At 47.1% G+C, this 12958-nt stretch carries 12 protein-coding genes; 3 read left to right on the top strand and 9 right to left on the bottom strand.

The window, feature by feature from the left end; genetic code table 11:
- Positions 1 to 12: 12 nt before the first annotated feature.
- The 5 genes from GJR95_RS41740 to GJR95_RS40325 form a co-directional block, all read right to left on the bottom strand.
- Positions 13 to 705, bottom strand: coding sequence for an FHA domain-containing protein (locus GJR95_RS41740; RefSeq protein WP_174260254.1), 693 nt, complete (start codon positions 703 to 705; stop codon positions 13 to 15).
- 49 nt (positions 706 to 754) lie between these two features.
- Positions 755 to 2209 carry a hypothetical protein gene (locus GJR95_RS40340; RefSeq protein ID WP_162391270.1) on the bottom strand — a complete coding sequence of 485 codons (1455 nt, stop codon included), beginning with the start codon at positions 2207 to 2209 and terminating at the stop codon, positions 755 to 757.
- Positions 2210 to 2327: 118 nt separating this feature from the next.
- Positions 2328 to 3014, bottom strand: coding sequence for an FHA domain-containing protein (locus tag GJR95_RS40335; protein WP_162391269.1), 687 nt, complete (start codon positions 3012 to 3014; stop codon positions 2328 to 2330).
- 106 nt (positions 3015 to 3120) lie between these two features.
- Positions 3121 to 4983 carry a serine/threonine-protein kinase gene (locus GJR95_RS40330; protein ID WP_162391268.1) on the bottom strand — a complete coding sequence of 621 codons (1863 nt, stop codon included), beginning with the start codon at positions 4981 to 4983 and terminating at the stop codon, positions 3121 to 3123.
- 444 nt (positions 4984 to 5427) lie between these two features.
- Positions 5428 to 7038, bottom strand: coding sequence for a SulP family inorganic anion transporter (locus GJR95_RS40325; protein WP_162391267.1), 1611 nt, complete (start codon positions 7036 to 7038; stop codon positions 5428 to 5430).
- A 115-nt stretch (positions 7039 to 7153) separates the two neighbouring features.
- Between GJR95_RS40325 and GJR95_RS40320 the strand changes: the two genes are divergently transcribed.
- Positions 7154 to 8374 (top strand): THUMP-like domain-containing protein, encoded by a 1221-nt coding sequence (locus GJR95_RS40320; protein ID WP_162391266.1) that lies wholly within the window; start codon positions 7154 to 7156, stop codon positions 8372 to 8374.
- 18 nt (positions 8375 to 8392) lie between these two features.
- Positions 8393 to 9076, top strand: coding sequence for a hypothetical protein (locus GJR95_RS40315; protein WP_162391265.1), 684 nt, complete (start codon positions 8393 to 8395; stop codon positions 9074 to 9076).
- A 61-nt stretch (positions 9077 to 9137) separates the two neighbouring features.
- Here GJR95_RS40315 and GJR95_RS40310 read toward each other — a convergent pair whose 3' ends face one another.
- From GJR95_RS40310 to GJR95_RS40295, 4 genes are all read right to left on the bottom strand, one after another.
- On the bottom strand, positions 9138 to 9902 hold the full coding sequence (locus GJR95_RS40310) for an exodeoxyribonuclease III (RefSeq protein ID WP_162391264.1): 765 nt from the start codon (positions 9900 to 9902) through the stop codon (positions 9138 to 9140).
- On the bottom strand, positions 9903 to 10400 hold the full coding sequence (locus GJR95_RS40305; RefSeq protein ID WP_162391263.1) for a DUF6036 family nucleotidyltransferase: 498 nt from the start codon (positions 10398 to 10400) through the stop codon (positions 9903 to 9905).
- The gene (locus GJR95_RS40300; RefSeq protein WP_162391262.1) at positions 10391 to 10588 is read right to left on the bottom strand and encodes a hypothetical protein; all 198 of its coding nucleotides are present in this window, start codon (positions 10586 to 10588) and stop codon (positions 10391 to 10393) included. The genes GJR95_RS40305 and GJR95_RS40300 overlap by 10 nt, the downstream gene beginning before the upstream one ends.
- 62 nt (positions 10589 to 10650) lie before the next feature.
- Complete coding sequence (locus tag GJR95_RS40295; protein WP_162391261.1) at positions 10651 to 11874, bottom strand: nucleoside permease; 1224 nt, start codon at positions 11872 to 11874, stop codon at positions 10651 to 10653.
- Positions 11875 to 12066: 192 nt separating this feature from the next.
- Between GJR95_RS40295 and GJR95_RS40290 the strand changes: the two genes are divergently transcribed.
- Positions 12067 to 12786, top strand: a complete 720-nt coding sequence (locus GJR95_RS40290; protein ID WP_162391260.1) for a LolA family protein — start codon at positions 12067 to 12069, stop codon at positions 12784 to 12786.
- The last annotated feature ends 172 nt before the right edge of the window (positions 12787 to 12958 follow it).

Here is a 12958-nt window from a genome sequence, read left to right as displayed (position 1 = left end):
AGTGGGCCGATTTTAGGTAAACGATAGAATGGTACGGGTAAAGTCGCTGCCTTCTACCTGACGATGGGCCTTTTGCAGCGATTCAGACATCTGAAAGGTTTTCAGAACAACCTTGGTTTCACCAAGTTGAATGGTGTCACCGTCTTTCAGGTAGATTTGTTCCGAAGGATGAAGAGCAGGCTCCTGACCGTTAAGAAACGTTCCGTTCTGGCTATTTTTCCGGGTACCATCGGTTTTCAGGGAGCCGTCCTGGAGCACATAATCGACCTGCCCCATTTTGTTGATCTTCACTTCTATCGTGCAATGAGGACGGCTCATATAACGGTCTTCGGTCTGAATCATCAGATCTGAAGGTGATTTCTGCGAAATCCGACCCACTGTATTGAGTCCTTTTTTCAGATTAAACGTTTGCGATGCCGTTTTTTCGTCATGAACGATCAGCCACCCCAGGATTTCAGGCAGCGCAGGTTTCCCTCCTTCCTGATTCTGTATCCATGTCTTCTCACTGTCGCCTTCTTTGATCAACGTTCCCTCATCAACACCCTCAGGCTGTTCGGGCACTAACAAATGCATGGGTAAGGGATTGAGATAGCCACATTTCGGACATTTTACCTCTTTGGTCTGGGTAGGGACCTTGACCCGGACAGTAAGCCGGGCTCGGCAGGCTGGATTTCCGCAAGTGAGATTGAGTTCCTGAACGTTCATGACGATTGACTAACGGCAAATTTTATGGAATAGAAAGAGCGAAATCAGTTTAGGCAACCCACTCACTGACGTCGGCATTGTTATCATAATCGTGGGCCACATCGGCATGCTCGCCTGTATTAATGCTATCCATTGTTGGTGCATCATGTACATGTTCCAGCGGAGCAACAGCCACAACCTCGCCAGTATTCATATCGACCCGTACGGCTGTTTCAAACTGATGGTCACCATCTTTATCGACGGCACCGATCCCATTGTCCATAACCATAACATCGACATAACCATCATGATTGGTATCACTCAAAGCGACCTCATGCCCGTCGACCGATGTTTTTATGACCTCCACATCGGGCTTTGTTTCGGTGGCAGTAGCCGTATTTTGATTTTGACGAGCATCGAACGCAGTCATCGAGGGCGCATGATACACTTCAGTCATCGCACTTTTTCCGGTCACCTGATGCGTTGTAGGGTCGAGTTCAACGCGGGTTTCCATGATACCATCATTGTCGGCGTCAACGAATCCATTCGTTTCATCCATGATGAGTACTTCCGCATCACCATCGTGGTTTGTATCACCCAGGATAAGGTCATGACCCTGGTATTCAACCCGATGCACTTCAACCTGACCATTTGCCGTACTGACAGTTGTCGAAGATCCGGAGGCTGACGCATTCAGGTCACTCATTTTCGGCGCTTCGTAGGTAGTTGCCATCGGGCTCTGAGCCGTCACCTGATGCGTTGTGGGGTCAAGTTCAACGCGGGTTTCCAGAATTCCGTCGTTATTCTTATCAACAAATCCAACCGTTCCGTCAATGACAACTGCTTCTGCATCACCGTCATGATCGGCGTCGCCCAATCCAACAATATGGCCGTTGTATTCACCAACTTTTACCTCGGGCTTGTTCGCTTCGTAACTGGCTGTGGAAGAATATGATGCGTGATGATCGGTGTTAGTACCGTCGCCATAAACGGTGGCAACATACTCCTCCCGATCTTTCGCAGACAGGGCGTCCCATTCTTCTTTGTAGTAGGTATTGTAGAGGTTGCCATTCCACTCGAAATAACCACCGGCACCAACTTCCTGGCGAGCGGTTTTAAAAGCGTCATCAAATGACATTTCATCGGTAACGTGTGTAGCAACCATGGGGTCGTTGGTATTAGTAGTTTCGTTTGTTTGGGTAGTTGAATGAGTGGGGTCAGTAGAGGGTTTAGCCGACCCATGCTGATTTGTTACGTGGGTGCTGTCGGCCGGGGTTTCCGTAGTTTTTTTTGGTTCTTCTACGCTGGCATGAGCGTCAGAAGCCGGTTTTGGTTCTGTTTTTGGATGATTCTCGTTGGCTTCGCCATCCTTACTCATGCCCCAGGCAAGTGCACTGCCACCACCTAAAGCAGCAACTCCCCCTAAACCGGCATAAATGAGGGATTTTTGTTTGCGGGTCAGTTTTTTTCCGCCGGTCGTTCCTACTTGCGTAGGCTGATCAAATGATTCAGAAGTCGGGTTCATTGTTGACATGGTTTAGTATGATTGACTAGTTTGGATCGCTTTTGAAGCGGGTTCTATATCTTTATCCAAGAGGGTATGGCGATGTCAGTGGATACTTGAAAAAAAGTTTTATTTTTTTTCAAGTGTCGACCCAGAGGCATTTACAGTACCGGCACTGTCTCTGATGGAGCAAATCGTTGAAAGGGATATACCCTAAAAATTGCTGGCAAGCCGGGTTCGGGCATTTGTAATCGCGTCGGAAGGCTTCATCCAGCACCTGAACTCGTTCGCTGGTATTGAAGACATAAGCATCGATCAGCGATGCAAGTGGAAAACCGGCATAAGGAACCCAGCCAATAGCTACGCGAATCCAGGCTTTTTTCTTCGGATCACCAGTTAGGATTTCCTGTTTAGCAGCAGAATACTGCTCAAAATGCCAATTCAGCCGTTTAAATTCTTCGGCAAACACGGGTGGTCTACCCCCTCCACCGATAGGAATCACAGGTTGAGGATTTGGATTTGGAGTCGGTGGGACTGGGACCGGCGTAATGACTTTATCGAAAATCGATTTCAGATCTAATTGCACAATTGTTCCTAATACAACGGTGCTACTGGGCGTAATCATTTTCTGTACGATCCGACGCCCGTCTACCTCGGTCCCATACGTTGAATCGAGGTCTTCCAGCATAGCTAAAAAATCGGTGTAGAGTGTGAGTCTGGCGTGGTAACGGCTAATGCCCGGCTTTTCGAGAACGAGGTCGTTATCTTTATTTTTTCCGATACGGATAACACGAAGAGCTGGTGGCCTGGAGGCATTGGGAGTCATGGTGTTAGGCAAGATTAAGAGTTGTCGAAGAACTGATTCAGCGGCCCTGGTAATCATCGGAAGTTGACCTGGAATCATGCCATGGTTCCAGGTCAACTTCCGATGATTACCAGCGAATAGAGTATTGATTCAGGCGATTCTGGGCTTTTGCATAACCAAGCCGGGCGGCTCGTTTGTAATAATCGACGGCTACGTTCCAATCCCTGACAACGCCTTCGCCGTAGTCGGACATATAGCCCAGATTATACAGTGAATACATATTATTCTGTCTGGCGGCTTGCTCATACCAGAATCGGGCCGTTGCGTAGTCGATGCCTTTACCGCCGATGTAGCCAAAATAATAAAGAGCACCTAATGCATTCTGAGCCTCCGCATAGCGCTGTTCTGCGGATTTCCGGTACCAATATTCAGCCTGGGAATAATCGCGGTTCACGCCACTTCCATAATGATAAGCCAACCCAAGTTTATACTGTGCACTGGCATCACCTAATTCAGCACCCTCCCGATACCAGCGGGCTGCTTCATATAGGTTTCGATTAACGCCATACCCATTCGTATACAGTTCGCCCAGATTGTATTTTGCTTTAGCGATACCAGCGGCAGCAGCCCGTTCATAATATTCCCGTGCTTTCTGATAATCCCGCTCCACTCCCAGACCGTTCTGGTATAAAGCTCCGATGTTACTTAAACTGAGCATATAGCCCTTGTCGGCGGCCTTCCAGTACCAGCGCAGCGCTTCGCTATAATCCTGCTGCGTTCCCGTACCGGTTCCGTACATATACCCTAAATGATTGATGGCTATGGGCGTCATGAACTGCGAATCACGGTTTTTATAAAGGATGGAGAACGCTTCGGTGTACTCCCCTTTATCGGCCAGTTCGACCCCTTTTGTAATTTCCCCTTTCACAGTCTGAACCCAGAACCAACCAAGTAGGGCGCCTAGGCTCGCGATGGTTACAAATACAAGCAGCAGTTTCCGGAGCGTCTTTGGTTTTTGAACCGCTGTTTTCTTTTTATCATCCGTCTTTATAGCATCGTCGGTCCGTTTTTTCTGGTCATCTATCGAACCGTTAAGGTCATTTTTCTGACCATTATCGATTAGATTCAGTCGGCCATTAGTGTTGTCTTTAATCTGAGTTTTTTCGTCATCGAGCTCAATCACACTGGGTTTCACACCCATCAATGCGTCTTTAAACTCATCGCAACTCTGAAACCGATCGGCAGGGTTCTTTTGCGTGGCTTTCTGGATGGCAGCGTTGACGTGATCAGATACGCCCGGAATTGGCGGTAGTGGCTTTTTAACAATCTCCGCCTGGACGGTATACGACGAGCCGTAGGAATCATCGTAAGGCTTTCTACCCGTTAAGAGCGCATACAGCGTCACACCCAGCGAGTAAATATCGGTCCGGTAATCAATAGCTTTAGGCGTCGTGATTTGTTCCGGACTCATGTACTGCGGAGAGCCGATATTGGTATGCGTTTCGGTCAGTTCCAGGTTGGCATTAACGATCTTGGCAATCCCGAAATCCATCACCTTAATCTGGCCGTTGCGGGTCAGAAATAAGTTAGAAGGCTTGATGTCGCGATGAATGTAATTTTTCTGATGTACATACGTCATCGCATCCAGAATATCGGTAAACCACCGGACGGCTTGCTGTTCAGAGACGGGCCCCTGTTCGATCAGATAGCGCCCCAGGTCCTCTCCATCCAGATACTCCATAATGATCGCCATCGTATTTTCATCTTCATGAAAGTCGAATACCTGACGGATATTGGGGTGTTCTAGACTGACCATCATTTTAGCCTCAAGCCGGAAACGCTCGGCCAGTTTTTCTTTGCCTTCCATGCCGGGTTTGAGCACTTTGATTGCAAAACGTTTTCCGAGAAAGTTCTCAGCATACCAGACGGTTGCCATACCGCCTTCACCTAATTTCTGGCTTAGTGTGTAGGTTAGAAATTGCGTTTGCATAGAACACTGTAGTAAAGGTTATGAAGACTGCGAGGAAGCAGGCAGATTGCTTTGTCAATGATTTTATCAAGCTTATAGGACAGATGTCAGTGATTTTTGAAGAATCAATAAAAAAATATTTTAGCCCCCCTGATTATCAATTATTTCCAGAAGCATTTTCTGGGATTTGCTTTTTTAAATTTAGCAGAATCAGGCATAAAATTATAGCTTACCAGCAAGTATAGATTAAGCGGTTTTGGCCTGCTAGCTGGCACCTGATTAAGCAACTCTGTAGGCAACAGTATAGGTACGAATTTTCACTACTTGAAGAATCTCCGAGGCTATAAAACACGACACCCCACAGCACTTAAATTAAGCGCTGTGGGGTGTCAATTTCTCTTGGTCGAACTTCCTGCCAGTTGATTTTATCCTTTTCAGGAAGACCTAACCATCAATCAGCCGGAGTTACGTATTTACTTTAACGTTCTGGTTCCGGATACGCTTCCGTCGATTCAATACCACATTATGCAGTTCATAGTGAATACCCTGCACTTTTGCCGTTTCCCGATAGTCGTGAAGCATGTTGAAAATATCGTGGTCAATGAAGGGGGCTTTCGTACCATCAATCACGACTTCATCGCCGGGCTGTAAATTTCCCAGGGCTTCCTTAAGCTGTGGTTTACTCAGGAAATAGAGATCTTTCTCAAATTCGATAAGCACCTTGCGTCCATCGCGATCGATCCGGAGCGAGGACTGGAAATTTGTATACAGAACATAAATAATTCCGACGACCGTGCCAAGCGCGATCCCTACCAGCAGATCAGTGAAAACGATACCAATAACCGTCACCATAAACGGCACAAACTGGCTCCAGCCATCCCGGTACGTTTTTCGAAAAATTGCGGGTTTTGCTAATTTATAACCGACCATGATCAGTACGGCGGCCAGACACGACAGCGGTATCAGGTTTAACATGGGCCCACCTAAAAAGACAGCGATGAGCAGAATAATGCCGTGTGAAATCGCAGAAACCCGTGTTTTAGAGCCACTATAAATATTAGCCGACGTTCGCACGACGACCGATGTAACAGGCAACCCGCCAATTAATCCGGATAGCACATTGCCCACACCCTGAGCAATCAGTTCCTGATTGGTTGAAGAAACCCGTTTAGCCGGGTCAAGGCGGTCTGACGCTTCCAGATTGAGGAGTGTTTCCAGACTGGCGACCAGTGCAATCGTAGCGGCAATACCATAAATCTGTGGGTTACCGAGAACGCTGAAATCAGGAAAGTCGAAAATGGAAAATAGGCTTTTGCCCGGCGAAATGGTCGGAATCTGAACCATGTGCTGATGCGCTGTATCACCCAAATACCATTCCGGAACAGACACCCGGAAAAACTCGTTTAGTCCCACGCCAATCAGCACCACTACCAGAGCAGCTGGAAAATTTCGAAAAAACGCTCGTGTGCTCTTCCCGGCTATCCGTTCCCACACGATCAGGAAAACCAGAGAAATCAGACTGATTATAACAGCACCGGTGCTTGCCGTTTCGATAGCACGATAAATTTCCGAGATCGTATTTTCACCATCGGCCAGCTGCTGAAACTCAAACTCCCCCTCATAATCATTGTCGCGCCCCAGTGCATGCGGAATCTGCTTTAAAATAATGACGATTCCGATTGCAACCAGCATTCCTTTAATTACGCTGTCGGGAAAGAAGCTACTGAATCTGCCCGCTTTAATGATTCCCAAAACAAATTGCATGACCCCGGCCAAAACGACCGCCACCAAAAATGCCTCATAAGAACCTACTTTTGCAATGGCATCAGCCACAATAACTGCCAGCCCGGCAGCCGGTCCGCTGACGCTAAGTTCAGAGCCAGACATTAAGCCGATAACTATGCCGCCGATTACACCAGCGACCAAACCCGAAAAAAGGGGTGCACCGGAGGCAAGTGCAATGCCCAGGCAAAGCGGGAGCGCTACCAGAAAAACGGATAGTCCCGCCGGAAGATCCTGCCGAAGCAGACTTAGGTTGTAAGTTGACAGCGTACGGAGTGGATTAACTCGTTGCATGAATAAGGTAGTTTCTGTGGGTTTTGTACAGGATGAACGCAGGACTTATCTAGTGCGTTGCACAAAATTAAAAACAAATTAAAAATAGATTAAAAACTAATTAATACTTATTTCATTGAGCACGCTCTCTTTGGCCGAAAAATTCTTCATCAGCAACCATATCACCGACGATATCCGGGCATTGTCCTTACGCAAACAACCTGCCGATATTGACGCCAAAAAAGTCATTGCCCAGATTGCCGCCCGCCAAAAAGCCCGCGATAAACTGCCGACCTGGTATGCCAACAATGCGCTTATGTTTCCACCGGCGTTATCAGTTGAGCAGGCTTCTTCTGAACGTACTGCCCATTATAAAGCCTCCCTGGTGAGTGGGCAGTTGCTGTTTGATCTTACAGGCGGTATGGGCGTAGACACGTGGGCATTTGCGCAACGGGTCAATCGAGTAGTGTATGTAGAGCAAAGACCCGAACTGGTTGAACTCGCAGCCCATAATCTGCCGTTATTGAACGCATCGAATGTGGATACCCAAACAGGGAATGGTCTGGAGGTTATAGCGCACTGGCCTGAAACCGCCGACTGGATTTATCTCGACCCACACCGACGGGACGAACAGGGAGGAAAAGTTAGCCGACTGGAGGATTGCGAACCGGACATTTCCAGTCCTGGCACTCTTTCAGCTTTATTAGCGAAGGGAAAACGAATTTTAGTAAAGGCATCACCGTTACTTGATGTGGATTTTACCGTCCGACAACTGTTTACGGTCGAAGCGGTGCATATTGTAGCCGTGCAGAATGAAGTAAAGGAAATCATGCTGGTAATCGGGAAACAACCAATTGCTGCGGAGGCAGTCGTAGTAACAGCCATTAATATGACTGCGACAGGTAATGCTGTCTTTCAGTTTATTAAAGGCGATGAATCGACAGCCAGCGTTACGCTGAATGATCCACAGCAGTATGTTTATGAACCCAATGCGGCTGTTATGAAAGCCGGAGCATTTCGCCTGATTGCCAACCGATTCGGTCTGTCAAAACTGGCTCCAAATAGTCATTTATATACCAGCAATGTGCTAAAAAGCGATTTTCCTGGCCGCACCTTTCGGGTGGAAGACGTAGTCAAGCCGGACCGAAAAATTGTACAATCGCTTATCCCTGCGATGAAAGCCAATCTGACCGTCAGGAACTTCCCGCAGTCAGTGGCCGAACTACGTAAAAAGCTGGGTTTACACGAAGGGGGTGACATCTATATTTTTGCCACAACGCTACAAAATGGCGATAAGCGATTATTGATCACCCGTAAAAGTGAACAACTCGACGCCCAGCAGATTAATACCCAATAAGTTAAACAATATATCTCTATGAAACTGGTATCACACATTACACTTCTTCTCCTTCTGGCTATTTTTAGTGGGAAAACCTACGCGCAAACCGTTTACGCAGGCGAAACAACGGTCGATAAAGCGAAGCTATCCGGACTGTACCTGACGTTACAGGGTGATGGCAAGCAGATCGAAAAAGATTGGGAAGAACAACTCAAAACCTACGGACGGCTATCGGCTTCACGCGGTACGTATCGAATCCCCAACGCTGACATTCAGGCTATTTCGTCGGAACCGATCAATCTGGTCAGTACCGTAAAATCGACTAAAACATCCGCCACAATTTTTGTATCGTATGATCTGGGAAGTGGCAATTATGTTAAAACAGGCGGTACGGGTTACTCGGCGGCTGAGCAGATTCTGAAAGATTTTGCGAATAAAAGCCTGTTCGGGCAGGAAGTTCGACTCGTTGAAGGCGGTTTTGACGAAGCACAGAAAAATCACCAGAAAATGGTCAAAAAAGGCGAGCAGCTTCAGCGCTCAGTCGAGCAAAATGCGAAAGAAAAAGAGCGCCTGCTAAAGCGAATCGACGATAACGCCAAGGAGTTAGAGCAACTTCAGAAGGACATTGAAACCAACAAAGTAGACCAGACCAACGCCCTGACGGAACTGGAAAACCGGAAGAAAAACGTCGAGGCTGTCAAAGCAAAGAAAAGCAATTAATGTAAAAAGCCGTGCCACATCAGTTGTGGCACGGCTTTTTTGTGAAAGAGTCAGATTCAGGCTAGGGCGTAATTGATAGCCATACCGGACAGTGATCGGCGTGAACAGCGTCGGGAAGCATCCGGCAATCGACAAGTTGGTCACGCAGATTATTGGTGACCGACGCATAATCGATACGCCAACCTTTATTGTTGTTCCGGGCACCGGCCCGATAACTCCACCAGCTATAGGCAACTTCGTCTGGATGTTTGTAGCGAAACGAGTCGGTTATACCCGATTCAAACCACCGATCCATCCAGGCCCGTTCTTCGGGCAGAAAACCCGTCGTATTTTTGTTGCGTACCGGATCATGAATGTCGATGGCATTATGCGCAATATTGTAGTCGCCAACGACAATAATTTTCGGGCGGGATTTCCTCAATTCCTGCACGTAATCGTAAAAATCGCGTAAGAACTCCATCTTGACACCTTGCCGCACCTCACCCGACGTACCGGATGGAAAATAGCAGTTCAACAGGGTCAGATCGCCGAAATCGGTGCGCAGGATACGGCCTTCGCAGTCATATACTGCTAATCCGCAACCGATGACTACGTTCGTTGGCTGAATTTTCGAGAATGTCGCCACGCCCGAATAGCCTTTCTTTTCGGCCGCGTGCCAATGGTATTGATAGCCTAACTGTTCAAATACCGATAGATCAACAACATCGGCAGTAGCTTTTACTTCCTGAAAACAGAGGATATCGAACTGCTCCTGAGCGAGCCAGTCGGTCAGTCCGTTGCGGATAGCCGCCCGGATACCGTTTAGGTTGTATGAAATTAGTTGCACTTAAGATTGGTTAGTTTCTGAACCACCTTGCTTTTTAAGTTCGTCGATGAGTTCGTCAATCATGAGAATATCATTCAAATCTTTCGTACGACGGGCAAGCACTTTAGCTTCCCGCAGGTCATTGATATGCAGGAAGTAAATAACCTGACCACCCGGCATTGAAAATGGTTTTGCCCGCTTGCGACAGTCATCGTATTTTAGTTGAATATGCACTCGTGTTAGAATATCAATCTGATCTTCCAAACGAATTATCTGGGGCTGGGTAAAATCGGCTAAGGTAAGACCTACCAGTTCCTCTTCAGTAAAATCCAGCGCACGTAACGTACTCATCAGGCGATCACGGTTCTCATTAGTAGGCTCCATCCATACATCCGCATCTTCAGTATAACGAATACCCCCATTTAGTATAAGTGCCAGCCCACCAATAAGAATGTATTCAAGTTTACTATCATCTGCAGCCACTACAAACCGGATAAAATTATCATCCTCTAAATCCATGTTGGCTTTTCGACAGTAATTCGTTTCTCACGTTTTTGAGGTTTTCCAAACAGACCATAATGTCTACGTTTAAGCCGCAGAAAGGCAAGCCAACGTTCTTCAGGCGTCATTAATGCATGTTCGCGAACCTGATCTACATGAGGGCCATTTAGATCTTTGTAAAACTTAATTCGTGGTTTCTTTTCCATAAACCTGGATAATGCAGAATGAAACCCTTATGATCATTACCCTAGCTTCATTCTGCATTTAATTAAAGTGATCCCGGCACCAGTTCGTCTTTCGTTGCCCGAACCCGCTTGTTATCATTAAACAACAACACGAATACGATCAATACCGCAGCGGCAATACCAGCCGGAACGAGCCAGACCGCCAGCCAGTCTTTTGTGCCATCGGGGCGGGTATACATGTCGAGTACAATCCCCGAAATTTTAGAGCCGATACCCATGCCAATGCCATAAGTGGCCAGCGAAATGAGTCCCTGCGCCGATGATTTGATTTTTTCACCCGCTTTATTGTCGGTGTAAATCTGGCCCGTTACGAAGAAGAAATCATAGCAAACACCATGTAGCACAATAGCCAGGTAGAGCATCCATTCACCCGAACCGCCATCGCCATAACCAAAGCAGATGAAGCGAACAATCCAGGCCACCAGCCCAACGATCAGCATTTTCTTTACGCCTAAACGCGTGTAGGCCAGCGGAATCAGCAGCATAAAAATAACTTCCGATGCCTGCCCCAGCGACATTTTGTTCTCAACATTTTGCATCCCACCGTCCGTTAGCGATGGATTTGCCATGGCATAGTAGAACGATAACGGAATACAGATCAGCACCGATGACAGAAAGAAAATGGCAAATGAGCGATCTTTAAATAATTTGAACGCATCCAAACCAAGTATTTGCGAGAACGACGTAGCCGTAGTGGCTTTAGGTGGTGTATCGGGCAGAAAAAAGGAGAACACCCCTAACACCACTGCCGAGTACATTGATAACTGAAAAATGGTCACCTTATCGCCGAAGCCATAATAACCAACGATGTTCGTCACCACAATCCAGGCAACGGTTCCTAATACGCGTATACCCGGAAATTCCTTTTCGGGGCTGGTCATCTGCTGCATCGCAATGGAAGAAGTAAGTGCCAGCGTTGGCGCAAATGTGATGCAGTAGGCCAGAATCAGGTAAAAAAAGTTATCGGGATTCGTGTTCTGCGTAATGAAATACAAGACTACCGCGCCTAGAAGATTGAGAACACCAAGCACTTTCTGAGCCGCGAAATAACGGTCGGCAATCATACCAACGAAAAACGGGGCAATAATCATGGCCAGCGAAAAAGCGGCATAGGCATTGCCGACCTGATCGCCCGTTGAATGTAGTTGAGTCAGCAGGTATTTACTCATCTGACCGTACCAGGCTCCCCACACAAAAAACTGGAGGAACATCATGACGGAAAGTTTGACGCGGGTTGTCGATAACATCGGAAAGATTTATTGCGTTTAACGTTTGAACCAATGAAGGTATATAACCGTCATCAGCCCTGCAAGCCGATTGCCCGCTAAAGTTGCCGACCATGCAGGATGCGGCCTGTTTTCTGGTTAACTATACCGAAACTCGTCTAGTCTTTCGCTAGTCGAGTAGTATCTTTGAAAACGTTTCTGACTATCTTTTTCATGAGAAAACAACTGATTACCCTTATTGCCTTCGTGGCAATTCCGGCGTTGACCTTTGCGCAAACAGCCGATGAAATCATTGACAAGAACATTGCTGCGGTAGGTGGTGCTGACAAAATTGCCGCTGTCAAGACGCTCCAGTATGATCAGAATATAAGCATTATGGGACAGGAACTGACCGGCAAAACAACCATCGTCGTTGCCCAATCGTACCGCAACGACATTGCCGTTATGGGTCAGCAAATTGTACAGGTTACCGATGGCGATAAAGGCTGGACGATCAATCCAATGACGGGTGCCGCTACCGCACAAGCCCTTCCCGACGAACAGGTGAAAATTTTAAAGGGCAATGCCTCTGTTATAGGGACTGATCTGGCAACCGCAAAGGACAAAAAATATCCGGTCGAATTGGTTGGTAAAGAGAAAGTGAACGACAAGGATGTCTATAACCTGAAGATAACGAGACCCGAAGGTGTGGCCAACTACTACGTCGATGCGACTACTTATCAACTGGCCAGCATGAAAACTACGGTTAGTATTCAGGGACAATCGGGCGAGGTAAAAGTTAAGTACGGTAATTACAAAACCATTGAAGGGCTAACCATTCCCTCCTCGTTAGAACTCGAAAACCCTGGCATGCCCGGACCACTCGCCATGACGCTGACGAACATCGTTTTTAACCCTAAAGTAGACCCTAGTATCTTCGCGATGCCTAAGTAATTCAGGTCTGTCAGTCCTATTCAGGAGACGTACTGATGTCGCTTCGAGCTGTGCCACGGTTACTACTGGAAAGTAAACAAATCGTGGCACAGCTCGAAGCGATATCAGTACGTCCTTTTTTTTATTACCCAATAATCATTCACGATTCATCTTCTTTACCAGAGTAAATTCC

Source organism: Spirosoma endbachense (assembly GCF_010233585.1).
GTDB classification, from domain to species: domain Bacteria; phylum Bacteroidota; class Bacteroidia; order Cytophagales; family Spirosomataceae; genus Spirosoma; species Spirosoma endbachense.
The sequence above is the reverse complement of the archived record's forward strand: the minus strand, read 5'-3'. Positions and strand labels throughout refer to the sequence as shown.

Bases quoted from the DNA above. Each gene is read 5' to 3' on its own strand.
- GJR95_RS41740 (WP_174260254.1), bottom strand. From the start codon at position 705: ATGAACGTTCAGGAACTCAATCTCACTTGCGGAAATCCAGCCTGCCGA.
- GJR95_RS40340 (WP_162391270.1), bottom strand. From the start codon at position 2,209: ATGAACCCGACTTCTGAATCATTTGATCAGCCTACGCAAGTAGGAACG.
- GJR95_RS40335 (WP_162391269.1), bottom strand. From the start codon at position 3,014: ATGACTCCCAATGCCTCCAGGCCACCAGCTCTTCGTGTTATCCGTATC.
- GJR95_RS40330 (WP_162391268.1), bottom strand. From the start codon at position 4,983: ATGCAAACGCAATTTCTAACCTACACACTAAGCCAGAAATTAGGTGAA.
- GJR95_RS40325 (WP_162391267.1), bottom strand. From the start codon at position 7,038: ATGCAACGAGTTAATCCACTCCGTACGCTGTCAACTTACAACCTAAGT.
- GJR95_RS40315 (WP_162391265.1), top strand. From the start codon at position 8,393: ATGAAACTGGTATCACACATTACACTTCTTCTCCTTCTGGCTATTTTT.
- GJR95_RS40305 (WP_162391263.1), bottom strand. From the start codon at position 10,400: ATGGATTTAGAGGATGATAATTTTATCCGGTTTGTAGTGGCTGCAGAT.
- GJR95_RS40300 (WP_162391262.1), bottom strand. From the start codon at position 10,588: ATGGAAAAGAAACCACGAATTAAGTTTTACAAAGATCTAAATGGCCCT.
- GJR95_RS40295 (WP_162391261.1), bottom strand. From the start codon at position 11,874: ATGTTATCGACAACCCGCGTCAAACTTTCCGTCATGATGTTCCTCCAG.
- GJR95_RS40290 (WP_162391260.1), top strand. From the start codon at position 12,067: ATGAGAAAACAACTGATTACCCTTATTGCCTTCGTGGCAATTCCGGCG.